Source organism: Acinetobacter sp. YH12023, assembly GCF_013420135.1.
Taxonomy (GTDB): Bacteria; Pseudomonadota; Gammaproteobacteria; order Pseudomonadales; family Moraxellaceae; genus Acinetobacter; species Acinetobacter amyesii.
In genome coordinates, this window is the sequence record NZ_VOYU01000008.1 from 145,550 (window position 1) to 172,136 (window position 26,587).

25 protein-coding genes are annotated in these 26,587 nt (G+C 42.1%); 7 read left to right on the forward strand and 18 right to left on the reverse strand.

The annotated features are described in order from the left end of the window. Window positions 1-51 precede the first annotated feature (51 nt). From FTT92_RS10520 to glnK, 6 genes are all read right to left on the reverse strand, one after another. Window positions 52-711, reverse strand: a complete 660-nt coding sequence (locus FTT92_RS10520) for a riboflavin synthase (protein ID WP_180172083.1) — start codon at window positions 709-711, stop codon at window positions 52-54. Between the two features lie 33 nt (window positions 712-744). Beyond that, window positions 745-2,037 carry a DNA adenine methylase gene (locus tag FTT92_RS10525; RefSeq protein WP_078189462.1) on the reverse strand — a complete coding sequence of 431 codons (1,293 nt, stop codon included), beginning with the start codon at window positions 2,035-2,037 and terminating at the stop codon, window positions 745-747. Next, a complete protein-coding gene (ribD, locus tag FTT92_RS10530; protein ID WP_180172084.1) occupies window positions 2,034-3,137 on the reverse strand; it encodes a bifunctional diaminohydroxyphosphoribosylaminopyrimidine deaminase/5-amino-6-(5-phosphoribosylamino)uracil reductase RibD in 1,104 nt (367 codons plus the stop codon). The genes FTT92_RS10525 and ribD overlap by 4 nt, the downstream gene beginning before the upstream one ends. 36 nt (window positions 3,138-3,173) lie before the next feature. Continuing rightward, on the reverse strand, window positions 3,174-3,632 hold the full coding sequence (nrdR, locus tag FTT92_RS10535) for a transcriptional regulator NrdR (protein ID WP_067763170.1): 459 nt from the start codon (window positions 3,630-3,632) through the stop codon (window positions 3,174-3,176). 138 nt (window positions 3,633-3,770) lie between these two features. Then, complete coding sequence (locus FTT92_RS10540; protein ID WP_180172085.1) at window positions 3,771-5,162, reverse strand: ammonium transporter; 1,392 nt, start codon at window positions 5,160-5,162, stop codon at window positions 3,771-3,773. Window positions 5,163-5,223: 61 nt separating this feature from the next. Next, window positions 5,224-5,562, reverse strand: coding sequence for a P-II family nitrogen regulator (gene glnK, locus FTT92_RS10545; RefSeq protein ID WP_067763174.1), 339 nt, complete (start codon window positions 5,560-5,562; stop codon window positions 5,224-5,226). 278 nt (window positions 5,563-5,840) lie between these two features. Here glnK and FTT92_RS10550 point away from each other — a divergent pair, with 278 nt between their 5' ends. Further along, entirely contained in the window at window positions 5,841-6,068 is a 228-nt protein-coding gene (locus FTT92_RS10550; protein WP_168378234.1) for an accessory factor UbiK family protein, read from the forward strand. 66 nt (window positions 6,069-6,134) lie between these two features. After that, window positions 6,135-7,625, forward strand: a complete 1,491-nt coding sequence (locus tag FTT92_RS10555; RefSeq protein WP_180172086.1) for a YifB family Mg chelatase-like AAA ATPase — start codon at window positions 6,135-6,137, stop codon at window positions 7,623-7,625. Window positions 7,626-7,668: 43 nt separating this feature from the next. Here the strand turns inward: FTT92_RS10555 and FTT92_RS10560 are convergent, their stop codons facing one another. Continuing rightward, the gene (locus FTT92_RS10560; RefSeq protein WP_180172087.1) at window positions 7,669-8,400 is read right to left on the reverse strand and encodes a TorF family putative porin; all 732 of its coding nucleotides are present in this window, start codon (window positions 8,398-8,400) and stop codon (window positions 7,669-7,671) included. A 395-nt stretch (window positions 8,401-8,795) separates the two neighbouring features. Beyond that, on the reverse strand, window positions 8,796-9,572 hold the full coding sequence (locus FTT92_RS10565; RefSeq protein WP_180172088.1) for a TorF family putative porin: 777 nt from the start codon (window positions 9,570-9,572) through the stop codon (window positions 8,796-8,798). Window positions 9,573-10,288: 716 nt separating this feature from the next. Here FTT92_RS10565 and FTT92_RS10570 point away from each other — a divergent pair. Further along, on the forward strand, window positions 10,289-11,584 hold the full coding sequence (locus FTT92_RS10570; protein WP_078189468.1) for an OprD family outer membrane porin: 1,296 nt from the start codon (window positions 10,289-10,291) through the stop codon (window positions 11,582-11,584). Between the two features lie 103 nt (window positions 11,585-11,687). Here the strand turns inward: FTT92_RS10570 and ppa are convergent, their stop codons facing one another. Together ppa and FTT92_RS10580 are read right to left on the reverse strand one after the other, a co-directional pair. Beyond that, window positions 11,688-12,224 carry an inorganic diphosphatase gene (ppa, locus tag FTT92_RS10575; protein ID WP_078189469.1) on the reverse strand — a complete coding sequence of 179 codons (537 nt, stop codon included), beginning with the start codon at window positions 12,222-12,224 and terminating at the stop codon, window positions 11,688-11,690. A gap of 115 nt (window positions 12,225-12,339) precedes the next feature. Continuing rightward, window positions 12,340-12,738, reverse strand: a complete 399-nt coding sequence (locus FTT92_RS10580; protein WP_180116065.1) for an MAPEG family protein — start codon at window positions 12,736-12,738, stop codon at window positions 12,340-12,342. Between the two features lie 108 nt (window positions 12,739-12,846). Here FTT92_RS10580 and FTT92_RS10585 point away from each other — a divergent pair, with 108 nt between their 5' ends. Then, entirely contained in the window at window positions 12,847-13,236 is a 390-nt protein-coding gene (locus FTT92_RS10585) for a hypothetical protein (protein ID WP_078189471.1), read from the forward strand. Between the two features lie 57 nt (window positions 13,237-13,293). Here the strand turns inward: FTT92_RS10585 and FTT92_RS10590 are convergent, their stop codons facing one another. The 6 genes from FTT92_RS10590 to FTT92_RS10615 all read right to left on the reverse strand — a co-directional run bounded on the left by FTT92_RS10590 (window position 13,294) and on the right by FTT92_RS10615 (window position 21,844). Further along, window positions 13,294-14,973 carry a long-chain-fatty-acid--CoA ligase gene (locus tag FTT92_RS10590; RefSeq protein ID WP_180024224.1) on the reverse strand — a complete coding sequence of 560 codons (1,680 nt, stop codon included), beginning with the start codon at window positions 14,971-14,973 and terminating at the stop codon, window positions 13,294-13,296. Between the two features lie 149 nt (window positions 14,974-15,122). Continuing rightward, complete coding sequence (parC, locus tag FTT92_RS10595) at window positions 15,123-17,342, reverse strand: DNA topoisomerase IV subunit A (RefSeq protein ID WP_180105627.1); 2,220 nt, start codon at window positions 17,340-17,342, stop codon at window positions 15,123-15,125. 163 nt (window positions 17,343-17,505) lie between these two features. After that, window positions 17,506-18,825, reverse strand: a complete 1,320-nt coding sequence (locus FTT92_RS10600) for an MFS transporter (RefSeq protein WP_180084507.1) — start codon at window positions 18,823-18,825, stop codon at window positions 17,506-17,508. Between the two features lie 145 nt (window positions 18,826-18,970). Then, complete coding sequence (locus FTT92_RS10605; protein WP_078189475.1) at window positions 18,971-19,615, reverse strand: trimeric intracellular cation channel family protein; 645 nt, start codon at window positions 19,613-19,615, stop codon at window positions 18,971-18,973. Window positions 19,616-19,674: 59 nt separating this feature from the next. Then, window positions 19,675-20,142 carry a YchJ family protein gene (locus tag FTT92_RS10610; RefSeq protein ID WP_180133271.1) on the reverse strand — a complete coding sequence of 156 codons (468 nt, stop codon included), beginning with the start codon at window positions 20,140-20,142 and terminating at the stop codon, window positions 19,675-19,677. 130 nt (window positions 20,143-20,272) lie between these two features. Continuing rightward, window positions 20,273-21,844, reverse strand: a complete 1,572-nt coding sequence (locus FTT92_RS10615) for a TerC family protein (protein ID WP_180172089.1) — start codon at window positions 21,842-21,844, stop codon at window positions 20,273-20,275. A 320-nt stretch (window positions 21,845-22,164) separates the two neighbouring features. Between FTT92_RS10615 and FTT92_RS10620 the strand changes: the two genes are divergently transcribed. Beyond that, window positions 22,165-22,785 carry a TIGR00730 family Rossman fold protein gene (locus FTT92_RS10620; RefSeq protein WP_078192607.1) on the forward strand — a complete coding sequence of 207 codons (621 nt, stop codon included), beginning with the start codon at window positions 22,165-22,167 and terminating at the stop codon, window positions 22,783-22,785. 86 nt (window positions 22,786-22,871) lie between these two features. On the opposite strand, the gene FTT92_RS10625 is transcribed toward FTT92_RS10620, so the two are convergent. Further along, window positions 22,872-23,837 carry a hypothetical protein gene (locus tag FTT92_RS10625; RefSeq protein WP_078189479.1) on the reverse strand — a complete coding sequence of 322 codons (966 nt, stop codon included), beginning with the start codon at window positions 23,835-23,837 and terminating at the stop codon, window positions 22,872-22,874. A gap of 155 nt (window positions 23,838-23,992) precedes the next feature. Next, window positions 23,993-24,130 carry a hypothetical protein gene (locus FTT92_RS10630; protein WP_180008096.1) on the reverse strand — a complete coding sequence of 46 codons (138 nt, stop codon included), beginning with the start codon at window positions 24,128-24,130 and terminating at the stop codon, window positions 23,993-23,995. Window positions 24,131-24,330: 200 nt separating this feature from the next. Here FTT92_RS10630 and mdtD point away from each other — a divergent pair, with 200 nt between their 5' ends. Then, the gene (mdtD, locus tag FTT92_RS10635) at window positions 24,331-25,722 is read left to right on the forward strand and encodes a multidrug transporter subunit MdtD (RefSeq protein ID WP_180084504.1); all 1,392 of its coding nucleotides are present in this window, start codon (window positions 24,331-24,333) and stop codon (window positions 25,720-25,722) included. A gap of 77 nt (window positions 25,723-25,799) precedes the next feature. After that, window positions 25,800-26,585, forward strand: coding sequence for a GH25 family lysozyme (locus FTT92_RS10640; protein ID WP_180172090.1), 786 nt, complete (start codon window positions 25,800-25,802; stop codon window positions 26,583-26,585). The last annotated feature ends 2 nt before the right edge of the window (window positions 26,586-26,587 follow it).

The window sequence follows — 26,587 nt, forward strand, 5'->3', positions numbered from 1 at the left end:
AAAAACAGTCTAATTTTTCAATCAGACTGTTTGGTTTTCTTCGGTATCAACTTATTTCAAGAAGCCATTTTCAGCGAGAAAATCTAAGCTAATTTTCGATTGCGCTGTGGTCTCAGCGGCTTTATCAGCGAGCAATAAACGCTCAATATAACGTGCTAAAACATCCACTTCTAAGTTCACTTTAGCCCCAGCCTTCCATGTGCCAATATTGGTTCGTTCCGCCGTATGCGGAATTAAATTTAAGCTCAGCACATTGCCACGTAAATGGTTAATCGTCAGGCTAATACCGTCCACGGTCACAGAGCCTTTTTCTGCTAAATAGCGTGCAATTTCTTTCGGTGCGGTAACTTCAAAATAAATTGAACGTGCATCTGAACGAACTTGAGTGATTTCACCCACTGCATCGACATGACCACTGACAATATGTCCACCAAAACGCGTGGTCGGCAACATGGCTTTTTCCACATTTACTGCCTGCCCTGCTTTCCAGTGTTCCAAAGTGGTCCGATTTAAACTTTCACGTGATACATCAGCTGCATACCAATTGCTGCCAAAGTCAATCACGGTTAAGCAAATGCCATTGGTGGCAATCGAGTCCCCCAAATGCACATCCGACATGTCTAAATCTGTCTGGATACGCAAGCGGACATCGCCACCCACGTTTTGAATGCTTTCAACTTTACCTAGACTTTCAATAATGCCTGTAAACATGTTCAATCCCTGAAAAATATGGGGCGATGATTTTTACCACAAATCAAGTTGCGTGCTCACGCCAGAGGTATCGACACCACCTAATTCTGCAAAATGGTGCAATTGACTCAACAACTGACGGATCGGTGGACCTGATTTGGCATGCGTATCCGTGATGACAATAAACTCTAGTACGCGTGCACGTTCAGACTGACGCTGCTTACTCACGCGGTAACGTGGTACATCTTGCGTCAATAAGCTTACTCGGCCACGTTTTAAATTGGCTTGTAATAAATCTGTGGCGCTGATATTACCATCGGTTGAATAGCTCGTCAGGATGTAACGTGCATTGATGGTTTCTAATAATTTTTCATAAGCTTCTTTCGCATGCTTCGAAGAATTATACGGACTTGGACGTTCTTTACGCCATGCACGATCGATTCCGCTCTTAAAACCCTTGGTGTCTGGTGTTGGTAAATCCACCTGATCCCATAACGTTAAAGCATTCAACACATGGTAGTTACTGCTGTAAGCGTGCTGGTTATACGGTGGATCGAGATAAGCCACATCCACTTCAAAGCCACTCATTTGGTTAGCCAAATGCTGTGCGTCAACACACCACATTTCAGCGGCGGGTTTTTTCGGATCACCAATTTCACAAAAACGACTTGGAGTCAGCCATAACAAAGAACCGATACGATCTAATGCCGCTTGGGTTTTACCGCCCCAACCATGATGGAAGCTTTTAAATACACCGCTGGTATTACTGACAAAACTTGCTGAATACAATAACGGCGCTAATAAAGCACTCATTTCCACATCATCAATCGCGCCTTGAGCTTGCCAAGTTGCAATTTGCTGACGAATCGCATCGATACGCATACCATTACGGCGTTTAAAGAATAAGCGGTCACGTGCCGGATCGTAGATTTCATCATTACGTGGACACAAGTTATGGGTCACCCAACCTTTCACTTCTGGCAAACGGTTCAGATAATCGATGGCTTTCTGATAGCCACCCAACTCTTTAAACGCTGGTGCTTCAACACAAGAGAGAATCGCGCTGTTCAAGGCATGGCTGTAGGGTTCCCAGTCATTGGCAATAACACGATAGCCGTTTTGACGTGCCAACCGTGACACTACACCCGAGCCTGCAAAAAAGTCAGCAAATATCGGCGCACGACCATCTTCGCGTTTTAAGGTTCCCGTTTGCTCAAGTGCTTCTAAAATCAGATGTAATAGACGGCGTTTGTTTCCCAAATAAGGAACCAATTGATGGAAAAGATATTCGTCTGTGGTACGAGCCGCATGACGACGTTTGTGATAAACCGTAGACTCTGAATTCATAGCGTCTCTTGAGAAGGGATTAACCTTAAGCGAATGTCATCACCCAATTGAGTGACATCTTTCAGCTTAAATCGAAGCTGCTCTGCCATGCGGTCAAATTCCGCATTAAACATCGCACGTGCTGACTGACCCAACAAGGTCGGTGCAACATAACTGATCATTTCATCGATCAAATGTTCTTGTAAGAAAGCGGTCGAAAGTGTCGCACCGGCTTCCACAAGGACATCATAAATTTGGAACTGTTGAACGCATGCTGCTAACAGATCGGCCAAAGGCTGAATTTCAAATTGTACCACGCCCAAGTCAGCAAGTTCCTGACGATATGGCCCCATGACCATCACGGTTTCAGGTTGTTGCAATATTTTTGCAGTTAATGGCAAGCGGCCTTGGCGATCTAGCACGATACGTTTCGGCTGAACCACGCTACGCATATCAACAGCATCATCGAGCTGACGTACGTTGAGTAAGCAATCATCGGCTAATACTGTTTCAATCCCAGTAATCACAGCACCTGATATCGCACGCCAATGCTGTACATCTTGTCGCGCCATCGAACCGGTTATCCACTTAGACTCACCCGAGGCCATGGCAGTACGCCCATCCAGGCTCGATGCAACTTTGAGGCGGACATAAGGCATACCCGTCGCCATGGCTTTTAAAAAGCCCAAGTTCAATTGATGCGCTTCTGCTTGACAAATACCCGTAATCACTTCAATGCCAGCATCACGTAGGATTTGTACACCTTTACCCGCAACCAATGGGTTGGGATCGGGACATGCCACAACGACTTGAGCGACACCTGCTTCTACCAAGCCTTTGGCACAAGGTGGCGTACGTCCATAGTGTGCACAAGGCTCCAAAGTCACATAAGCGGTTGCGCCACGAGCGGCCTCACCTGCATCACGCATTGCAAAGACTTCTGCATGCGGCTGACCCGCTTTGGGATGAAAGCCTTCACCAACCAATTGACCGTCTTTGACAATCACACAGCCCACATTGGGATTGGGACGAGTGCTGTATTGCCCCTGCTGTGCCAATGCAATTGCACGCCGCATCCACTGTTGATGCTGCTGCAAAGTCACTTGATCTAACTCAGACATGTAATCACTCATGATAAAAATGGAAGCAGATGTGCATTAGTGCTCACGCTGCTGCATTTGCTCAATTTGACGACGAAAAGCTTCTACATCTTGAAAGTCTTGATACACAGAAGCAAAACGTACATAAGCCACATGATCTAAAGCAAACAAAGACTGCATAACAATTTCACCAATGGTGCGTGATTTCACGTCACGTTCACCCAAACGGCGAATTTGTAATTGAATATCACTGAGTACCGTTTCAATTTGCTCTTGCGTTACTGGACGCTTTTGCAAGGCATGCATGAGCGAGCGGCGGAGCTTGGCTTCATCAAAAGGTTCACTCTTTGAATCAGACTTGATGACACGCGGCATCACCACTTCATAGCTTTCAAAAGTTGTAAAACGTTCACCGCAACTAATACATTCACGGCGGCGGCGTATCTGACAGCCTTCAGCAGCAAGACGTGAGTCAATCACTTTACTGTCTTCAGCGTTGCAAAATGGACAATGCATAGCGGTTAAATTGAACAAATCCGAATGGATTTAGAGTGTAGCAAAAATTTTGAAATTTGTAGAGCTTTACGCTAGATATGGAAAAAAAACAGCCCTTTCGGGCTGTTTTACACAATATATTGATTTACTGTGATCTTATTATTCTACACGTTCACCATGTTGACTTAAGTCTAGACCCATACGTTCGTCATCAGCTTCAACACGGATGCCAATCACTAGATCAATCACTTTCAAGATAATGAATGTCATCACTGCTGAGTAAGCAATAGTCGCTAGTACGCCTTCGACTTGAACCCATAATTGATGCATTAAGTCGCTCGGTGCTTTATCACCCATGATGAATTCGCTGGCAAAGAATGCTGTAAGGATCGCACCCACGATACCACCGACACCATGTAGACCAAACGCATCCAAAGAGTCATCCGCTTTCAACGCACGTTTCAGCGCAGTAATCCCCCAGAAGCAAACCACACCACCGATCAGACCCATCGCTAAAGCACCACCAACTGTTACGAAACCTGCCGCAGGTGTAATCACCACAAGACCAGCTACCGCACCAGAAGCACCGCCCAAGACAGACGCTTTACCACGAACCACTTTTTCAGTAATTAACCATGCCACTGCTGCTGCCGCTGCTGCAACTTGTGTTACCACCAATGCATAACCAGCTGAACCATTTGCACCCAATGCAGAACCACCGTTGAAACCGAACCAACCTACCCATACAAGGCTTGCACCGATGACGGTTAACGTTAGATTATGTGGTGCCATAGATTCACGGCCAAGCCCCATACGTTTACCAAGCATGTACGCTGCAACGAGACCCGCAACACCCGAGTTGATGTGAACAACCGTACCACCCGCAAAATCAAGCGCACCGTCGTTACCTAACCAACCACCGCCCCATACCCAGTGGGTAATTGGTGCATAAACCACGACACTCCAAATTGCGATGAAAGCAACAAAAGCTCCGAATTTCATACGTTCAGCAATCGAACCGCTAATAATGGCAACGGTAATGATGGCAAATGTCATTTGGAAAATAACAAAAAGAATCTCTGGAATCGTACCGGACAAGGCTTCTGTGGTGATGCCCGACAACATAAATTTGTCTAAGCTACCGATAAAGGCATTACCTTCACCAAATGCTAAGGTATAACCCACAATCACCCACGTTAAGCTCACAACACCTGCCGCAACAAAACTGTGTGCCATGGTGCTGAGTACATTTTTCTTACGGACCATACCGCCGTAAAATAATGCTAAACCGGGAATTGTCATGAGTAAAACAAGTGCAGTGGACACTAAAATCCATGCTGTATCACCTGTATCGAGCTTAGGCTCTTCTTCTGCAGGTACTGGCGCTGCTTCAACTGGAACTGCAGCTTCTGTTGTATTTAGCGTTGTTGTATTTGCAGTATCAACTACTGTGACTTCTTCTGTAGGTGCTGTTGCGCTTTCTTCAGCCCACGCAACAGAACCACCTAAAAGTGCACTGGACAAGCCGAGTGCAATTAGCATCTTTTTCATTCGTATCCCCCGACCTGATTTTCTGAGTTATTAGCTACTCAGCAAACTTCATGCCAATTTTTTAAACGGCATCTGCACCTGTTTCACCAGTACGGATACGGATGACTTGTTCCAGATTGCTTACAAAAATTTTACCGTCGCCAATTTTTCCTGTGCTTGCAACACGAGTAATTGATTCAATTACGGTATCGACCATTTCATCACTGATTGCGATTTCGATTTTTACTTTTGGTAAGAAATCAACCACATATTCAGCACCACGATAAAGTTCAGTGTGACCTTTCTGGCGACCGAAGCCTTTAACTTCAGTGACAGTGATCCCTTGAACACCATTTTCAGAGAGTGCTTCACGCACGTCATCTAATTTAAAAGGTTTTACAATTGCAGTTACGAGCTTCATGTTTTGTTTTCCTTCGGCTTATTTCACCTGTAAGGTTTTATGTTCAATTTTCATGCCAATATGACTACAGTCGGGGGAAAATAGTCAGCCCAGCATGAGATTTCTTTATAACCTATTTTATACGGATAATCTTGCGTATGCTTATAAAAATAGACGTTTTTACTAGAAGAATTACGATTTTACTGATCGATTAAACGCATATTTAAATGAAAGCACTATGGTCATGAATGTGGCGATGTTAAACTGCTGCCACCAATTCACTGAGGATGGTCACAACAATGATTGAAACCTTATTACAAGCGATATTAGAACAAATCGATCAGCCGAAAAAAGACATCGAACATAATCTTCGCAGCTTACTTAACGAAGCTGTGAGCAAAATGGATCTCGTATCTAAAGAAGAAATCGAACGCCAACGTACTGCACTGAATAATGCCAATTTACGTTTAAATGAATTGTTGAAACACGTCGAAGAACTCGAACAAAAAATTCAGAACAAAAAATAAGCACCTTTTTAGTGCAACAAAAGACGCATAACGATTAAAAATAATGCACCATAACGGAACAATAATATGTCTTTTGCCAAAATCTATACTCGGGGTTTGCTCGGCTTAAATGCACCCCAAATTGAAGTTGAAGTCCATGTCAGCCAAGGTCTGCCTTCATTGACCATTGTGGGCCTACCTGAGGCCGCTGTCCGTGAAAGTAAAGACCGTGTCCGCTCTGCGATTATTAATAGTGGCTTTCAGTTCCCAACCAAACGTCTGACCATTAATCTTGCACCCGCAGATTTACCCAAAGATGGTTCACGTTTAGATCTCGCCATTGCTTTAGGGATTCTGATCGCGTCAGGACAACTTCCTGAAAATGCAGCAGATGGCTTTGAATTTATTGGAGAATTGGCACTTGATGGCTATTTACGACCTGTCAGTGGCATCTTAAGCATAGCCATTGCCTGTCAGCATATCGGGCATCATCTGATTCTACCGGCACTCAATGCCGATGAAGCGGCACAACTGCCGGAGTTCCAAGTCTTTCCTGCACAGCATCTTAAGGATGTATGTGAACATTTAAGTCGTTCAGCCTTAATCAGTAGCCACCCTTCAACATCGTCAGCCAATCAACACAGTTACCCTTTTGATTTATCTGATGTGAAAGGTCAACTCAGACCACGTCGTGCTTTAGAAATTGCAGCGGCTGGCGGTCATTCTCTACTATTTCGGGGCCCACCAGGCACAGGCAAAACGCTACTCGCCTCGCGTTTACCCAGTATTCTGCCCCCCTTAGATATGCAAGAAAATTTGCAAGTCGCGAGTATTTATTCTATTGCAGGTGCAAATCATCATTTTGGGCAGCGTCCATTTCGTGCGCCACACCATACCGCATCTGCGATTGCCCTCGTCGGTGGAGGATCAAATCCTAAACCGGGTGAAATCACCTTGGCACATTTAGGAGTTTTATTTTTAGATGAGCTGCCTGAATTTGATCGAAAGGTTTTGGAGGTGTTACGGCAACCACTCGAATCCAAAGAAATTGTGATTTCACGGGCTTCTCGTCAAATCACCTTCCCTGCAAATTTTCAACTAATTGCGGCGATGAATCCTTGCCCATGTGGCTATGCCTTTAACCAAGACAGCCGCTGTCAATGTAGTGCTGAAAGTATTAAACGCTATCAAAACCGTATTTCAGGTCCATTATTAGATCGTATTGATTTACATATAGATGTCCCGCCACTGGCAGCACATGAATTACAAAGTTCGCATGAGGTTGAAAGCTCAAGTGAGGTTAGGCATCGTGTCATTCAAGCTTATGCGTTACAAATAGATCGCCAGCAAAAATCCAATATGGCATTGACGCCGACGCAATTGGAGCAACAAGCAGTTTTGGATGCTACTGCACAGAATATTTTACAGTTAGCCCAGCAGAGAATGAATTTATCTGCGCGTGCCTATCATCGGGTGTTACGTGTTGCCAGAACTATTGCCGACTTGGCTCAAAGTGAACACATTCAAGCTCAACACATTTCTGAAGCGCTGTCCTATCGAAGCCAACTCAATGCTTAAAAAAATGGCGACCCTAGGTCGCCATTTTTAATACTTTTTAAAATTAGAATTCGTATTTCAAGCCAAATACGACTTTATTCTTTTGTTTTTCATCCAGACGGTCATAACCACCCACGATATAATCCATATTTACGCTCGCACCAGTGTCACCCAATGGATGGCTTAAACCTGCTGTAAAATGACGGAAGCCAAAGTCTTCAGTGGTTTCTACAAATTCGTCATCATCACCATATGCATATAGGCCCAATGAAGTATTTAGCGTGAAATCTTTTGGCAATGCATAGCTATAGCTACCTAAGATATACGTATCGCCCTTGTTACCCCAAGTCGTATTTTGCGTTAAGGTTTGCGCAGATACGCTAAAGTCTTTGTAGTTCAATCCTAAAAGTGTTTCGAAACCATCTGAATCAACATCCGATTCATAGTAGTAATAATACGTACCACCGACGGTATAACCTAAATCTTCAGTAATTTTGCCGTTATAACCTGCATAAAAGTCATGTTCAAAAGAATCACGACCTTCTTCACCAAGTGCATAATCTAAGGTTGAACCCCAGTAACCTGCATAGAAGCCTGACGCATGGCTATAGTCCAAACCACCTTGAATAGTTGCGCCGCTATTTTCAGGCACATTGGTAATACCACGTAAATTATAGCTAGACAGTACGCCGATATTTCCGGATACAGAATGCTCAGAAGCAGGTGCTTCAGCAAAAGTAAACGTCGATGCTACTCCTAGTACAGCGATTGATAAAGCTTTAAGTGCAAATTTCATGGTTTGTTCCCCCACATCGTGCGACGACGTATTTTTTGGTTATTTCGTTGAACTCAATGAGGTATTAGCAAGCGCTGTGCCATGTTTAAAAATAAGCGCATATTTTTTTTATAAAAGTCACCATTTTGGTTTATGAAAAACCAATATATTACTGTTTTTATTTATTATTTTTTAATTATCCTATTTGGTCTTTTTTCTCTTTAATTTATTTTAGAATGCAGATTTTCATCTATTTAGATTATTTAAATCTTCGGGTTGATAGTTGTAACAGGATTTTAAAAATGCGCTTTTTGAGTATATTTTTTCAACACCGATCTCAAAAATGCATAAAAAAAGTGCACAATCACCATTATGCACTTTCAAGAATATGACCAAATACAGTCAACTCGTTAATGTTAGAAAGAATAGGTCAATCCAACCACAACGTTATCGTCTAATTGCTCACCTTCACGATCTTTACCGCCCCATACATAGTCAGCAGCAATTTCAAATCCAGTATCTGCAATCGGTTTACTTAAGCCCAGACGTGCTTCAGTGAACACCACATCTTCTGTGGTTGTTAATAGGCTATCATCACGACTGTCATTAAAAATAGAAACACCAAGCGATGAATTTAATGAAACATCATAAGGTAATGCATAGCTATAAGCAGCATTCAGATATACATCGCCTGCGTTGCCATAATTAACATCAGACAACAATACAGCCATGCTTGCAGTTAAATCTTTATAGCTTATGTCCTGAATAAATTCGACGCCTGTCGTGCGACGCTTTTCAGATCGGTCGTCGTTATAAACAGAACCTCCACCTTGATAGACATAGGCCATCACTTGTGACTTATAGCTCCAATCTTCATTCAGTTCACGTCCATATCCGGCATAGAAATCATGTTCAAAACCATGCGACTGACTGTCGTCCGTAGGATCATAGTTGAGTGTAGAACCCCAATAGCCCGCGAACAGCCCACTGTTGTGTGCATATTCAAGTCCGGCTTGTAATGCCGCTTGATCATTTTCTTCACTCGCACGGTACACATATTTGTTTACCACGCCCAAACTTCCAGACCAATTCCCTTGTACAGTTGTGGCTTGTTCAGTTTGTTCTGCAAATGCAGGGACTGTACCTAGGGTCACTAAAATACTTAAAATTGCTTTTTTATAAAATTGAATCATGTTTAGTCCCCACATCGGATCGATTGTGGATTGGGTTGAGTAAAATTTAGCGCCGATTTTAATCGATTTTACTGCACTGTATAGCCCCTTTTTTCTTATTTTGATCAATTAAATCATTTAAAAAACAAAGCTAAGATTATATAAAACAGTAAAAACTAAGCTTTTGATTCATAAAATATCTTTTATAGCGTTCCAGTCTTTAACAATGATTTAATGCATTCATTTATATGTATTTATCACGATTAATATCATCTTTTATTGAGCTAGATTTTAAGGAAAACATTTCTGACGACTTCGCTAAAAGTCATTCTCTATTTACTAAAAATACGCCAACAGTGCTTACTGTGCCTGAACAGTGATGCCATGCACCTCAGCCATTGTTATACTTTTTGATCAAAATACGAATTTAGATTCAGCACAATTTGTCGCGAAGAATGATGATAAATCAGCAAGTTAAATGAAAGTTTTTACCATTTTTTATATTTTTTTATGATAAGCAATGAATAAACTTCTCTTTAGCTTAATATATATTCAATTTAAATAAACTATTTGTTAAACAACAATAACATACGAAACATTTGCTTATTACAGATTGACCGATGATCTGAATGTTTTCTAACTTTAGTGTAATAAGCGCATTAAAAATAGTGATTTTTTTAAGAAAAAATATACAATCGCACTACATATTAACCAAATTTGCATGAGGCTCTCTCCCAATGCTTAAAGCTCAACAACTAACACTTGCAGTATTAGTAAACGCTGCTCTTATTTCTACTGCTTTTGCTAGCGAACAAAGCGAATCTAAAGGCTTTGTGGAAGATGCCGAAGGCTCTGTATTGTTCCGTACAGGTTACATCAAACGCGATAAACAAGATGTAAATCGCGGTGACGATACAAGTTCTTTTGCGCAATCAGCAATTGTGAAATTAGAGTCAGGCTTCACTCAAGGTGTTGTTGGCTTTGGTGCCAATGTTGTAGGCGATGGTTCATTTAAAATCGGTGAAAATAAACATGCTGGTAATGGCATGATTCCACAACATAACGACGGCTCAGCGTATGATCACTGGGCACGTGGTGGCGCAAGTGTTAAAGCTCGAGTATCAAATACTACTGTTGAATACGGTACCCAAGTTCTTGATATTCCAGTGCTTGCATCTAATACAGCACGTATGGTACCTGAATACTTCACAGGCGTTTTAGCGACAAGTCATGAAATTGAAAATCTAGAAGTTATTGCTGGTAAATTCACTAAAAACCAATATTCAGACCAAATTAATTCTGACGGTAACGATCTAGATCGTGCTGTGGTTTGGGGTGCAAAATATAAGTTTAACGACCAACTTAATGCATCTTACTATGGCTTAGATAGCAAAAATGCGTTGGATCGTCATTACATTAATGCTAATTACACTATTCCGTTAGCTGAAAAACGCTCTTTAAATTTAGACTTTAGTGGTTATCACACAGAATGGGACAAAGCAGCTTCAACCTATTCTTCATCACTTGGTGATACAAATGTAGATGGCCGAAGCAACAATCTATGGTCATTGGCAGGTACATTAAATCAAGGCGCTCACTCAGTCATGCTGGCTTACCAACAAAACACTGGTAATACAGGTTATGACTATGGTAGCAATGCTGACGGTGCGCAATCTATTTATGTAGCCAACTCTTACCTTTCTGACTTTATTGGTAACCATGAGAAATCGGCACAAGTTCAATACAACTTAAACTTTGCTGATTACGGCGTGCCAGGTTTAAATTGGACGACTGCTTATGTATACGGTTGGGATATCAAAACTATTAAAAATGGTGTAGAGACATCAGACGATGCTAAAGAAAGCGAATTCTTTAACCAAGTGAAATATACTGTTCAATCAGGTTTCGCTAAAGATGCCAGCCTTCGTTTACGTTATTCACACTACCGTGCAGACCAAGCATACAATGACGTATATATGGCTGACACCAATGAATTACGCGTATTCTTAGACATCCCTGTGAAATTATTTTAATTTTGCAGCTACTCTAAGATAGCGAAAAAAAACCTGCACACTGTGCAGGTTTTTTTTATGAGCATCGATTTTATATAAAAACGATGCTCAGCTTAAAACAATATTATTTGTTCGCAGCTTTGTAAGCTTCAATTGAGCTAAGTACTTCTTGTTTCGCAACATCAGCACCTTCCCAACCACTTAACTTAACCCACTTACCAGGCTCTAAGTCTTTGTAGTGTTGGAAGAAATGTTCAATTTGATTGATCAATAATGCAGGAAGATCTGTATATTCTTGAACATCTTTATAGAGCGGAGTCAATTTGTCGTGTGGAACAGCAACAAGTTTTGCGTCAACACCACCGTCATCTTCCATGTTCAATTTACCAACAGGACGGCAACGAATTACAGAACCTGGCTCTACTGGATGTGGAGTTACCACAAGTACGTCTAGTGGGTCACCATCCAAAGATAATGTATTTGGAACATAACCATAGTTCGCTGGGTAGAACATTGCAGTACCCATGAAACGGTCTACAAATAACGCATCAGAATCTTTATCGATTTCGTATTTGATTGGTGCTGCATTTGCAGGAATTTCAATAATGACATAGATGTCGTTTGGTGCATCTTTACCCGCTGGGATATTGCTGTAGCTCATAGCATCACTCTTTAAACAAAGTTAAATCTTTTAATCCGGCACAATTATAACGGTTTTATCGCTTTTTTTGTGATTTTAGCGATCATGCTGATAATTTAATCATCAAGCAGAACATTTAGCTTAATTTAATGACCAATAACATCAGGCAAATTGGGCACAACATCGACAAGGTCCAAATGATCGAACGTAAAGTTGCCCAATTGGCTAAATAACATAACCCATAAATGACGCGTAAAACGAGATAGGCAATCCCAAAGGTCATGATGTATTGCTGATGAATCACCATGTATTCAGCCATTAAAATAGCTGCAATAAATAATGGTAAACTTTCAAAACTATTTTGCTGCACTGCATGTGCGCGGCTCGCCACCCCTGTAGAGCGCGCTAAAACTTCACGTGGATTTTGATTATCACTCGACTTAAAACCTGCAGCTCGCTTCGCAATAAAGGTAAATACATATGGCAGTAAACAAGCGGCCAAAATGAGATAGATGATCCCACTGATGCTGTGCATGTGTTTTTTCTCAGGAAGATTTTTATAGCTGTTATAATACCATGGCATTTCGTGAATAATTTTTGTTAAATATAGTGTTTTTATAATCGGCAGATGAAAGGATCCTCTATGAGTACTTCTGATCAAGATCAATTATTTGAAGTTCTTGAAGAGCAAAAACGCCATCAGCTTCGCGTCGATCGTGTTCTAAAAATCGTCATTCCTGTGACTGCATTTTTACTTGCTGTGATCTGCGCCAACTTAAATGTATGGTCGACTGTTTTCAGCTTTGTCATCATGTGGATTGCATTCTATGCAGTTTCCATCAAGCAACTTCCCCTTTGGCATTGGGTCATTGTCATTGCACTATATTGTTTAGTCGACAATATTTTAACTTATGGCAGCTATAACCAATCTGGCTTTAGTCGTCAGTTCGGCGCGATGTTTATCTTCTTAGGTGTTTTTGGTGTAGGACGTCGCTACTTTGATCGCTGGTCGATGAATAAAGGCAAGCTTTAATGATCTAAATTAAAAGCGATAAAAAAGCGCCCGAAGGCGCTTTTTTTATGCATCATATTATGCTGTTTTACGCAAATCTTTACGTAGAATCTTACCAACATTCGATTTTGGTAATTCATCCATAAATTCAACATAACGTGGGCGTTTATAGCCAGTTAAGTTTTCTTTTGCGAATGCCAAAACTTCTTCAGTCGTTAAAGATGGATCTTTTTTCACAACGAATAATTTAGGTACTTCACCTGATTTTTCATCAGGAACACCAATTGCAGCAACTTCTAGTACTTTTGGATGTTTTGCAACAACTTCTTCAATTTCAGAAGGATAAACGTTGAAGCCAGACACCAAAATCATGTCTTTTTTACGGTCTACAATCTTCACATAACCGCGTGGATCCATGACACCAATGTCACCTGTACGGAAGAAACCGTCCGCCGTCATTACTTTGGCAGTTTCATCTGGACGGTTCCAATAGCCTTTCATGACTTGAGGACCACGAATCGAAATTTCACCTTGCTCCCCTTGAGCAACTTCATTGCCATCATCATCTAGAATAGCAACTTCAGTCAGTGGCAATGGAATACCAATCGTACCGCTAAATTCCATTGATGCTGGAGGGTTTGCGGTTGCAACAGGTGAAGTTTCTGATAAACCATAACCTTCGATGATATTGGTACCGGTAACTTTCTTCCATGCTTCTGCAGTCGAAGGAAGTACTGCCATACCACCACCCATCGCCATTTTTAGCTTGCTGTGGTCAAGTTGCTTGAACTCTTCATTGTTCACCAAAGCATTAAACAAAGTGTTCACTGCTGGAAAGAATGAAGGTTGGTATTTACGTAATTCTTTCATTACCGCAGGTAGGTCACGCGGGTTAGGAATCAATACGTTCGCCTGACCTTTGTACATGCCGTAAAGTGCACACACCATAAATGCAAAGATGTGATACAGCGGTAATGCACAGAAGATACGATCATCTGGCTGACCATCTTGCTGACCAAATTTACTTTGAAAAATACCATCACACTGCAACATGTTTGACACAAGGTTACGATGTGTCAATTCTGCGCCTTTAGATACGCCAGTTGTACCACCAGTATATTGAAGTACTGCAGTATCACTTAGAGTTAAGTTTGGACGTTTGTAATTGTTTGCACTCACTTTAGACATTGCTGCATTAAAGCGAATATGACCTGGAATGTTCCAAGCTGGAATTTGTTTACGTACTGAACGTAATACAAAGTTAACCAATGTGCCTTTCAGTGTACCGAGCATGTCACCCACAGATGCCACGATCACATGTTTTACTGGGGTTTTACCAATAATCGCTTGGTAAACAGATGCAAAGTTTTCAATGATAACCAATGCCTCTGAACCAGAGTCATTCAATTGATGCTCAAGTTCACGAGAGGTATACAGTGGATTCACGTTGACCAATACCAGGCCAGCGCGGAATACACCCAATGCGACAACAGGATATTGAAGAACGTTCGGCATCATAACTGCAACGCGTGAACCTTTAGCCAAACCTAAGCTTTGCAAATAAGTTGCAAATTTACGGCTTGCTTCATCAAGTTCTTTAAAAGTTAAGACTTTATCCATGAAGATAAAGGCATCTCTTGAGCCAAACTTCTGAAAATTACGCTCAAAAATATCGACCAATGAGGTATTTTCTGCGGGTAATTCTACAGTTTCTGGAATCCCTGTCTTTTGGTATTCAGCGAACCAAATCTTTTCCATAACGCCCAATTCTCCTGTCGTAATCCTTAATAATCCAACTGTTTTTTTTCAATATTAAGCGGTCATTATTTAACTTGTTTGTGCTTAATATTGCATCCATTTCACGAATAACAGCATATATAACGTATTTCGTTCCATGGATGCTAGTATTATCTTTGAATGAACAGTTTATTTGCTTTTTGATATCCACGTGGTAACAACACGCCTTTCGATGCACGTTTACCCACATATTTTTGCAGATCGTCGCCTTTAAGCTTTAATTGTTGATTTCCTGCAAGCACTTGAATTATTTCATCTAAATTCAAAGTTGTCATGGATACAATTTGATCTTTTGCCTCAAGTTGTATCAATTTATTACCTTTACCCTTATTCAATACTGGTAATTCATCAAGTTCAACCAACAGCAAACGCCCCGCAGAACTGAGGAGTGCAAGATGTGTTGCATTCTCAATCGCCGTTAAATTCATGACCGCCGCGCCTTCAGATAAGGTAAGGAAGGCTTTACCTGCTTTTGCATTGGTATCGAGGTTTTTGGCTTGGGTTTTAAAGCCATAGCCTTTACTACTCATCGCCAAGACTTCTGTTTCATCTTCAGCAATAAACACTTGTTTAAAGCCGACACCACTTGCAGGTGCAAGTTTAGAACTCAGAGGCTCACCTAAACCACGCGCAGATGGCAAGGTATTGATGCCCAAAGCATAGCTACGACCGGCATCATCTAATACATACACACGTTGATTCGATTTACCTTGCGCATGGCTGAGATATTGGTCACCTGCACGGAAATTTAAGTTCTCAGCATCGACTTCATGACCTTTCGCCGAGCGAATCCAACCCGCTTCAGACAAAACGACAGTTACAGGATCTGCAGGAAGCATATCCTGTTCATTAATCGCATGGGCTTCTGCACGTTTCACAATTGGAGAACGGCGGTCATCACCAAATTTCTTCGCATCTTCTTTAAGTTCATTAATGATCAATGCTTTTAATGATTCAGGGTTCGCCAATTGTTCACGAATAATGGCTGCTTTGGCTTCCAATTCTTCTTGTTCACGGCGCATTTCCATTTCTTCAAGTTTTGCCAAATGACGTAACTTAAGTTCTAAAATCGCTTCGGCTTGAATTTCATCGATATTAAAATGCGTCATCAACACCGGTTTAGGCTGATCTTCTTCACGAATAATTCGAATCACTTCATCAATATTCAGATAGGCAATGATCAAGCCTGCAAGTATATGTAATCGTTTTTCAATTTTATTCAGATGATAAGTCAAACGACGTGTTACGGTATTTTTACGGATTTCGATCCATTCCAACAAAATACGGCGGATCGATTTCACTTGCGGACGACCGTCAGCGCCAATCATGTTCATATTGACACGATAGCTCGACTCTAGATCGGTGGTTGCAAATAGATGACTCATCACCGATTCAGCATCAATACGATTCGAGCGCAGGACGATCACTAAACGTGTTGGGTTTTTATGATCTGACTCATCACGTAAGTCCGTGACCAATGGCAACTTCTTCGCCTGCATTTGATCTGCAATCTGCGTGATCACTTTCGAACCTGAAACCTGATACGGTAACTCCGTAATCACGATTTCATTTTTCTCAATGCTGTACACCGCGCGAGTTCGATAACTACCGCGACCCGTGGTTTGAATTTTAAGTAATTCTTCTGGAGAGGTAATAATTTCCGCACGTGTCGGCAAATCAGGTGCAGGAATATATTCTGCGACTTTCTCATCGGTTAAGTTTGGATTGCGAATTAAGGCGATGGTACCCTTCACCACTTCACGTAAGTTATGCGGTGGAATATCGGTTGCCATACCCACAGCAATACCCGTTGTGCCGTTGAGTAAAATATTCGGAACACGTGCAGGTAAATTCACTGGCTCTTTCATCGAACCATCAAAGTTATCCTGCCAATCACAGGTCCCTTGTCCTAACTCAGACAATAATAAATCACTATACGCAGACAGTTTTGCTTCGGTATAACGCATCGCTGCGAAGGATTTCGGATCATCTGGTGAACCCCAGTTTCCCTGACCTTCAATAAATGGATAGCGATAACTAAACGGCTGCGCCATGAGGACCATGGCTTCATAACAAGCTAAGTCACCATGAGGATGGTATTTACCCAGTACATCACCAACCGTACGTGCAGATTTTTTTGGCTTACCCGTTGGCTTTAACCCGAGTTCGCTCATCGCATAGACGATACGACGCTGAACGGGTTTTAGACCATCACTAATATGTGGCAATGCACGATCCATAATCACGTACATGGCGTAGTTGAGATATGCTTGTTCGGTAAATTCTGCTACGGAACGGTTTTCTGTCGCATGATGCGCAAGGCTTGTCATAACAACCTGTAATCCTAAATTGTTCGTTCTTTATTGGGTTCTTATGCTATGTCGCAGGTGTCCCCTATACAAGGGGATGATCTAACACTCTGCGACAAATTGTGTCTTATGGCGTAAAAATATCCATTTTATTCACCATGATCAACTAAAAATTCAACAGTCTTTATAGACCGATGGATTCTAAAGTTTTGCCTTTGGTTTCCTCACCTAAAACCAAAATCACCACAGCAACTGCAATTAAGACTGCTGTAAACATCATAAAGACATAGCTAAAACCATGATCCATATCCATCATATGTGTCACAGCAAAAGGCGCGGCAATGCCCCCGATCCGACCAATGGCACCGGCCCAGCCCGAACCAAAGGCACGAATATTGGCCGGATATTGTTCTGGTGTATAGGTATAAAGTACGCCCCAAGCACCGAGATTAAAGAAGGACATTAAACAGCCCCAGATCACGATCTCTGTCACACTGCCAGACTGACCGAAGAAATATGCCGAAATGGCACACATCCCAATGAAGCCCGCCAACGTAGCTTTACGACCTAATTTTTCGACCAACCATGCAGCTGCAATATAACCCGGTAATTGTGCCAAAATCATGACCAAAACATATTCAAAGGATTGAACAATGGTGTAGCCTTCTTTGACCAATAAGCTTGGTAACCATGTAAAAATACCGTAATAAGAAAAGACGATACCGAACCAAATGAGCCACAGCATTAAAGTACGACGTGCAAAAATCCCTGACCACAACTGTGAAAAACTGATATTGTGCTTTTCTGCAACTGGTTTGACTTCAAAGATTTCAACAACTTCTACACCACATTTGGCTTCAATCTTTTTCACCAATGCATGTGCTTCATCAAAACGTCCACGGTTAATTAAATAAGGTACAGATTCAGGCACCATTTTCCAAATCACGATCGCATATAACGCAGGAATACCGCCAATCAGGAACGCTGCATGCCAACCAAAATCCGGAATAATAAAGCGTGATACCAATGCAGCAACCAACCAGCCCAGCCCCCAAAAACTTTCTAGTAAGACAATAAAACGTCCACGTACATGAGCCGGAATATATTCACTGACCAAAGTCACCGCGACTGGGAGTTGTCCACCTAAACCTAGGCCGACAATAAAACGAAATACCAACAACCAAGTTAGATTAGGTGCAAATGCACATGCAGCGGTAGCTAAGCTATAAATTACCAATGTCCATGCAAAGATTGTTTTTCGACCGAAGCGGTCTGCTAGTCCACCAGAAAACACCGCGCCAATCGCCATCCCAACAAAACCAATCGAGACCACCCAACTTTTATCATTTGGCGTCATGGCCCAATCTTCAGCCATTTTCGCTAAGATGAAGGAAATGAGTCCCGTATCCATGGCATCAAACATCCAGCCAAGGCCAATAACCCAAAGTAAAGTGTAGTGAAACTTACCGATGGGTAAGCGTTGTATACGTGAGACTAAGTCCATAACAAGATCTCTGAACTGGTGGAAGGATGAACACTGCTTTCCCAACAGGATGTATGATTTTGCGTTTTTTAGTATAGATCCATGCAAAAGACCGACCATTGATCCGTCTTTTTAGCATTTTTAATGTGATGTTATGGCAACGCGGTTACGACAAATCTTTTGAAGATACTGACTGATCATCATCATCTTTATAAATAAATTTAGGCATTTCTAAGCCAAAGTAAATGGCGATCAGACGTAAGGTGAAACCGAAAATGAGCGTCGCAATGACGGTCAATTCTAGCGATAAGCCAATCTCAATGCAGAGCCAATAACAAATCACGGACACAAAAGAAATACTGGCATAAAGTTCCCGACGGAACACCAGCGGCACATCGTTACATAGAATATCTCGTAGAATACCGCCAGAAACACCTGTTAGCACTCCTGCTACTGCAGAGACGACAAAACCATGGCCCATTTCTAAAGCAATTTGACAGCCAATAATGGTAAAACCTATGAGACCAAGGGCATCGAGAACCAAGAAGATATTACGAAGATGACGCATCCACTTTGCAATCAGGATAGTGACAAATGCAGCAAAGCAGGTCAGCATGAGATATTCTGGATGCTTAACCCATGTCAGTGGATAGTGCCCAAGCAGCACATCACGAACCGAACCGCCCCCCAGTGCCGTGACACAGGCAATCAATGTTACCCCAAACCAGTCCATACTCCGCCGACCCGCAGACAATGCACCTGTCATTGCTTCTGCCGTAATTGCGATAATATAAATAACGGTAAGTAACATCGCCCTTCTTCCACTGAGGGTTGAGATGCGCGCTATTCTAAGCTAAATCTGCTCAAATGTTATAAAAATTGCGCACAACATTGTTTAAATTTTCGTCCAGAACCACAAATACAGGGTTGCTTCATGGTGATTTTCATCTCTGTGGTCGGATCAAGGAAATACCAGCGCTGCTCGAACTTCACAAAGTGTGAAATTTCATGATGTACCTGCGCTTGCTGCCCATCGTGATAATGCGCTTTAAATTCAACTTGAGCATGGTTTTTATCGAGCTTTTCTTGGGCTTGAACTACCTCGAGCTTTAACCATTGATTGGCCTGACTCCACGCTGCAATGGCACTCACATCCAAGGCTTGCTGCTGTCCAATTGCAGTTGTTTGTACAATATAATCAATCTCATGTTGTGCAAATGCACTATAACGTGAACGCATCAATTGCTCTGCAGTTTGCGCATTTTCACGCCCCGCATGTAAGGGCTGACAACAGCTAGCATACTCACCTTTGCCACATGGACACTGGACTTGTGACATGTTTGTTTCCATAAAAAATAGCCTGACAATGCAGGCTATTTTAACGGATCTTTCCACACAATTTTCATCAGCAGTATGCGAATCCATACTGATCTATATAGATTAAGCTGAATGTTCTCTTGGCATCAGTTTAATCTTCAGTTGGCATGGGAATGATATGCACTTTTTCAATCTTATGACCATCCATTGTGACCACTTCAAAGATGTGTTCATCCGCTTTGAATTTTTCACCATTGGCTGGTAAACGGCCCAAATGAAATAAGATATATCCGGACAATGTCGAATACTGTTCAGCATCATCCACCAAATCACGACCCAACAATAAAGACACATGACGAATGTCGGTTGAGCCATCGAGTAACAATGAACCATCATCGAGACTTTCTGCTGCCGTCTCTGGTTCATCTTCATCGGGGAACTCACCTGCAATCGCTTCTAAGACATCGATCGGTGTTGCAATCCCTTCAATTGAACCGTATTCGTTCAACACCAAAGCCATTTGCAACGGCGCTTGACGTAGCTGTTCCATCACCATCAAAACTTGAGCATTTTCATGCACCACCACTGGCTCACGGAGATGTTTTTCGAAATCGAGTACGCCCGTTTCAATATAGTCATTCATGACTTTATGAGTCAGTACCGCACCCGCAATATTGTCAAGCTCACCATGGGCCACAATTAAACGTGAATGCGTGGTACTGAGTAATTGAGCACGAATCGCCTCAGGTTCTTCATCTAAATCAATCCATTCCAGTTCAGGACGAGGTGTCATCACGGACTTTACTGGACGCTCAGATAAACCCAGTACCCCTTGTACCATGACACTGTGGTAAACCCCGTTGTCTTCATCAAAGACTTCATCAGCAAAAGCACGTGTTGCAAGCACATCTTCATTTTCATTTTGATTGTCTGCAACATTTTTCCCACCGAGCATACGCATCACTGCTGAGGCTGTGCGATAACGTAAGTCTGTGGTTGTCACCATTTTTTCCTGATTATGACGCATGGTTTGGTTCAAGAACTCAATCATGACAGAGAAACCAATGGCCGCGTATAAGTAACCTTTTGGAATATGGAAACCAAAGCCTTCGACCAAGAGCGAGAAACCGATCATCATTAAGAAGCACAGGCACAGAATCACCACCGTTGGGTGACGGTTCACGAAGTTCATCAGTGGTTTAGATGCCCACAGCATAATGCCGACAGCAATAATGACCGCAATCATCATGACAGAAAGGTGTTTCACCATCCCGACAGCGGTAATCACGCTATCGAGCGAGAACACGGCATCGAGCACCACAATCTGCACAATCACCATCCAAAACGTCGCATGCACAGGATTTTCTTCCTTTAGCATAGGCTTGTTTTCAAGACGTTCACGCAGTTCCATGGTGCCTTTAAATAGCAAGAACACCCCACCAAACAGTAAAATTAGATCTCGACCGGAAAATGGATGGTCGAAAATATGGAACAGTGGGTTGGTTAGAGTCACCACCCATGCAATCGAGGCCAGTAAGATCAATCGCATACACAGTGCAAGCAATAAGCCGACAATCCGTGCAGTATTACGCTGTTCTGGCGGTAATTTTTCCGCAAGAATCGCAATAAAAACCAGGTTATCGATACCTAAAACAATCTCAAGCACCACCAGTGTCAATAAACCCACCCATGCAGATGGGTCGGACATCCATTCAAAGATCATAATTGTATCTCCTGAATGTTATTCACACGTAGATCATGCTGATTTGAAGATGAAATGCATTGGACATGCGCAAACGCTTTTAATAGCGTTCTTTCTAATATTTTAATGTGTGCTGAGTGACAACAACCACTACCCATGACGGTTCTTTAGCTTGAAATGAAGTTTTAAGTATAGCAAGTTAAGGTAAAAATTCACCCTTTTTTACCAAAGTACAATCTCAGTATGGAAGAATTTAAACCCAATGATGACATTAAATTGTCATATTTAGCTGCCAATGTAGTGTCATAAAAAATAACATGCTAAGGTAAAATTAAAACGTAATGAATAGCGGATTAAAAATGACAGAAAAACGTGGTAATCCTTCTCCTGCTACAACACAACCTTTAATCGCACTATATTGCGGCTCCCGCTCTGGTAACAATCCAATTTATCAAGAAAAAGCCATCGCATTAGCGCAAGGCTTGGCTGAACATGGTTTTGGTCTGGTCTATGGTGGCGCGAGTATTGGCCTGATGGGTCAAGTTGCTGACGCTGTGGTCGATCATGGCGGCGAAGCTGTGGGTGTGATTCCTGAGTTTATGTTGGATTATGAAATTGCACATAATCATTTGACTGAATTACACGTCGTGCGCAGTATGCATGAGCGTAAAGCCATGATGGCAGAACGTGCAAGTGCCTTTGTTGCTCTGCCCGGTGGTCTCGGTACATTCGAAGAAATTTTAGAAATCGCCACTTGGGGACAGTTGAATCAACACCAAAAACCGATGATGCTTTATAACGTCAATGGCTTCTATGATGCACTAATTGCACAATTAGACCATGCGGTCGCTGAAGGTTTCTTGCCGCCGCAGCATCGTGCCAAACTGATCGTATGTAATTCTTCGAAGCAGATCTTTAGTGCACTGAAAAATTTAGATTGCCCGAAAAATTTCGTGGTCTAACTGTATTTTAGATGTCAAAAAGGGGAATAAATCATTCCCCCTTTTTTATTACTCGATGTCCTACTTCAAATCAAGATCGTGCCGACTTAACCCGACACCACACGATAGAACCATGGCAAGGTTGTCGCTAAGAAAATACTCATCAGTAAACCAAGCATCAACTTCATCGCATCTTTGCTGACATTTCGTGAAGTTCGATATTTATTCACTTCATGTAAATGCATGGACATAGCAAATTCACGTCCTGCAAGTAAGCCCAAGAATACCCAAGTGGTACTCATTGGAATATTACTCCACTCTTTGAACACCAATAAAATCAAAGCATACATAAAGTCGATAATGGTTGCCGAGCGGATATCAGCCACACCCGTTTTGGTGTCGATAATGCCCTGAATCGCCCCGCCACGTTGGTACAAAATGATCCCAAGCAGTACGATAAACACCACAATTGCAAAAATCAGGAACTCCAGCGGCACCTGACGAGGGACGTAGACAAAAATATTGGCCAAATCCTGAATCAGCCACTGACTCCATAGAAATGCAGTCGAAACCCACTGTAGTCCCACCCAAATATTCGAGGGGGTTTCATCACGTGTTTTACTGAAATAAACCGAGATGCCTTTAATCACAAAACGATAAACAATAATCGCGACAACAAAAGCTACCGCATAACCCATCATCGACTTAGTTAACATCGACCCAAGACTACTCGGAGAGAAAATCGTTAACACTAAGAATGTGGTGCTGACCGGAATTCCGTAGCGAGTCAAAATGATCAGTAAGATCGGTGGCACAATATAGAGCCACGTGACCCCTTCTGCGGGAAATGGAATCGTTTCTAAACGACCATAAGATGCATCCCCCACACCAGAACTGTACCAACCATAAACCAATACAATGGCTAAAATACTGCTGACATAGATCCACAACAGCCACCAAGGGCGATGCGCATTGGATGAAATAAAGGTTCCCAATGTCTGTGGCACATCATTACCGACAATAGAATAGGCCGCGAGACAGAAGCCTATGACCATCAGAATTTCGATTGTCATGAAAACAAAACACCTTTGCCATAAAGAAAAAGCCCTCCAATAAATGAAGGACTTGAGCGCATTATGACAGTTTATCTGGCGTTCATACAATTTTGTGCCGTGCTTTTCTCGACATTAAAATAAAAATTTAGATAAAACAACAATTTAAAATTTAATTATTTCAATTTAATCTGATAAACCGCAGTGCTACCGTTCACTTCATTTCCAACCACCAACAAAGGTTGAGCATTGGGCGAATCTTTGGCGGCAATAAAAATCAGACCTTCAGGTCCCACATCGCCTTGTTTAACCACATCAGTGCCAAAATTTGTAGTTTCATGTTTTCATTCGTCTTTTATTAAAATATGACCAAGTTATAAACATTAGATTGCATAGAGATTAAACTTTCATTGCATTTTTCTTGCAATTTTTTGGCTCAATTATGCAAAGCTTTTACTACATCCGAATGGCAATATTCATTTAAACTGTTTAAAAATCTCAGCTTTATTGACTTATGAATAGCACGCCAACGCATCAGGCTTTACAACCCGAATTTAGACTTCTAGTGCTATTGGTCTCTATTGGCTTTTTTATGCAAGGCCTGGATACGACCATCGTCAATACAGCAATCCCTGCTATGGCAAGAAGTTTGGGCGAAGACCCGCTACAAATGCATAGTGTGGTCGTGGCCTATGTCTTGTCCGTTGCGGCGTGTATTCCCTTAAGTGGTTGGTTGGCCGATCGCTTTGGTGTACGAAATACGTATTTCACAGCCATTATTATTTTTACGTTAGCATCGCTAGGCTGCGGCATGGCCAATAGCCTGAATGAGCTGCTGGTTTATCGGGTAATTCAAGGCATAGGTGGCGCATTACTGCTACCTGTTGGGCGTTTGGCAATGCTCAAAGTGATTCCTCGGACACAGTTTTTATCGGCTATGAGTCTGATGAGCCTTGCCGGTTTGATGGGCCCCTTAATTGGCCCTACCCTTGGCGGTTGGATGGTGGAAGTCGCAACATGGCATTGGATCTTTTTAATAAACATTCCAATGGGGCTGTTAGGGGTTCTTATTACCTTTAAAGCCATGCCCAATGTGACCGAACCGAGCGTACAACGCTTCGACTTTATGGGTTTTTTCTTATTGGTCGTCGCCATGGTGGGTTTATCGTTAGGCATTGAAAACTTTGCCAGCCCGCATCTTCCGCTATGGTGGAGCCTGCTTTTGGTCGCTGCAGGCATCATCGCCAGTTTGATCTATGCCGTTCATGCACATACCCACGCCAATGCGCTGTTTCGCAGTAAATTATTTCAAAATCGGATCTATGCCATCGGCATTATCGGCAACTTCTTTGCCCGCCTTGGCGGCAATGCCATGCCATTTTTGATTCCCTTAATGCTACAAGTGGCTTTTGGCTTTGAGCCCTTTATCACAGGTTTATTGATGATACCGACTGTACTCGGTTCATTGGCATCAAAACCGATTATTCGTCAAATTATTCAACGCTTTGGCTATCGCAAAGTGTTATTGGTAAATACTTTCTTGGTCGGCGCCTGTATTTGCAGTTTTGCACTCTCTACGGCTGAAACCCCCACTTGGTTACGTGCCTTACACTTTTTTATTTTTGGTATTTTAAACTCGCTGCAATTCGTTTCGATGAATACCTTAACCCTCAAAGATTTACCCCAACAAGATGCCAGCAGTGGCAACAGTTTCTTGTCGATGATTATGATGGTATCCATGAGTATTGGTGTGGCTTTGGCAGGGACTTTAGTCAACGTGTTTACGGCCTATTATGGTCCTGCACAAATCGAAACGGCATTCCATAGCACCTTGATTTTACTCGGCTGTATTAACCTGATTACCGCAGCGATTTTTTGGCAGATTCCTAAACATGTGGATGTCTAAACCTGTGTCATCGGGCAAATCTATGACAGATCAGCCCTTAAAGGGTTATGATAAAATAGATACTTGGATACATTTTCATGCCTAAAAAAGCCAAATCACGTACCTCTAAAAGTTCACTCAAAAAATACAGCCCGATTATTGCACTCAGCGCTATCAGCGGCGTCATGGTGGTGGCTGGATTAGGTTATTTAGCCGTGATGCCGCATCGCCCTGCATCTGCAGAAGAATATCCCGTCAAAGGCTTTGATGTTTCCCATCATCAAAAAGATATTCAATGGTCAAAAATTTCACCTAAAAAATACCAATTTGTTTATCTTAAAGCCACAGAGGGTGGTGATTTTAAAGATCGAAAATTTCAAGATAACTGGTTACAAGCACGGGAAAACGGCTTTTTAGTTGGGGCCTATCATTTTTACCGTCTGTGCCGTGATGGCAAGATTCAGGCGGAAAATTTTATTGCTTCCGTGCCGAAAAAAGCCGATGCCCTTCCTCCCGTGATTGATTTGGAATATGACACCAACTGCATTAACACCTACAGCAAAGAGCAGTTACTCAAAGAAATCACTTATATGCATGATCGCTTGCACCGCCATTATGGCAAACAACCGATTTTTTATACCTCGAAGTCTTTTTATAATATTGTCTTAGCTGGCGAGTTTAAACAGACGCCGCTGTGGGTCCGCGAATATAAAGGCCCACCCGATCTAAAAAACAATCCGAAATGGCTGATTTGGCAACATACTAATCAAGGAAAAATTCAAGGCATCTCGACCACCGTCGATTTAAATGTATTTTCAGGTGATGCCAAGGCATGGACTGAGTTTTTAGACAAAAACGGCGTTTCCCCGATCAAACCCCGTTGATT

Coding starts and splice junctions, on each gene's coding strand:
- FTT92_RS10520 (WP_180172083.1), bottom strand. CDS start 711: ATGTTTACAGGCATTATTGAAAGTCTAGGTAAAGTTGAAAGCATTCAA.
- FTT92_RS10525 (WP_078189462.1), bottom strand. CDS start 2,037: ATGAATTCAGAGTCTACGGTTTATCACAAACGTCGTCATGCGGCTCGT.
- ribD (WP_180172084.1), bottom strand. CDS start 3,137: ATGTCTGAGTTAGATCAAGTGACTTTGCAGCAGCATCAACAGTGGATG.
- nrdR (WP_067763170.1), bottom strand. CDS start 3,632: ATGCATTGTCCATTTTGCAACGCTGAAGACAGTAAAGTGATTGACTCA.
- FTT92_RS10540 (WP_180172085.1), bottom strand. CDS start 5,162: ATGAAAAAGATGCTAATTGCACTCGGCTTGTCCAGTGCACTTTTAGGT.
- glnK (WP_067763174.1), bottom strand. CDS start 5,562: ATGAAGCTCGTAACTGCAATTGTAAAACCTTTTAAATTAGATGACGTG.
- FTT92_RS10550 (WP_168378234.1), top strand. CDS start 5,841: ATGATTGAAACCTTATTACAAGCGATATTAGAACAAATCGATCAGCCG.
- FTT92_RS10555 (WP_180172086.1), top strand. CDS start 6,135: ATGTCTTTTGCCAAAATCTATACTCGGGGTTTGCTCGGCTTAAATGCA.
- FTT92_RS10560 (WP_180172087.1), bottom strand. CDS start 8,400: ATGAAATTTGCACTTAAAGCTTTATCAATCGCTGTACTAGGAGTAGCA.
- FTT92_RS10565 (WP_180172088.1), bottom strand. CDS start 9,572: ATGATTCAATTTTATAAAAAAGCAATTTTAAGTATTTTAGTGACCCTA.
- FTT92_RS10570 (WP_078189468.1), top strand. CDS start 10,289: ATGCTTAAAGCTCAACAACTAACACTTGCAGTATTAGTAAACGCTGCT.
- ppa (WP_078189469.1), bottom strand. CDS start 12,224: ATGAGCTACAGCAATATCCCAGCGGGTAAAGATGCACCAAACGACATC.
- FTT92_RS10580 (WP_180116065.1), bottom strand. CDS start 12,738: ATGCACAGCATCAGTGGGATCATCTATCTCATTTTGGCCGCTTGTTTA.
- FTT92_RS10585 (WP_078189471.1), top strand. CDS start 12,847: ATGAGTACTTCTGATCAAGATCAATTATTTGAAGTTCTTGAAGAGCAA.
- FTT92_RS10590 (WP_180024224.1), bottom strand. CDS start 14,973: ATGGAAAAGATTTGGTTCGCTGAATACCAAAAGACAGGGATTCCAGAA.
- parC (WP_180105627.1), bottom strand. CDS start 17,342: ATGACAAGCCTTGCGCATCATGCGACAGAAAACCGTTCCGTAGCAGAA.
- FTT92_RS10600 (WP_180084507.1), bottom strand. CDS start 18,825: ATGGACTTAGTCTCACGTATACAACGCTTACCCATCGGTAAGTTTCAC.
- FTT92_RS10605 (WP_078189475.1), bottom strand. CDS start 19,615: ATGTTACTTACCGTTATTTATATTATCGCAATTACGGCAGAAGCAATG.
- FTT92_RS10610 (WP_180133271.1), bottom strand. CDS start 20,142: ATGTCACAAGTCCAGTGTCCATGTGGCAAAGGTGAGTATGCTAGCTGT.
- FTT92_RS10615 (WP_180172089.1), bottom strand. CDS start 21,844: ATGATCTTTGAATGGATGTCCGACCCATCTGCATGGGTGGGTTTATTG.
- FTT92_RS10620 (WP_078192607.1), top strand. CDS start 22,165: ATGAATAGCGGATTAAAAATGACAGAAAAACGTGGTAATCCTTCTCCT.
- FTT92_RS10625 (WP_078189479.1), bottom strand. CDS start 23,837: ATGACAATCGAAATTCTGATGGTCATAGGCTTCTGTCTCGCGGCCTAT.
- mdtD (WP_180084504.1), top strand. CDS start 24,331: ATGAATAGCACGCCAACGCATCAGGCTTTACAACCCGAATTTAGACTT.
- FTT92_RS10640 (WP_180172090.1), top strand. CDS start 25,800: ATGCCTAAAAAAGCCAAATCACGTACCTCTAAAAGTTCACTCAAAAAA.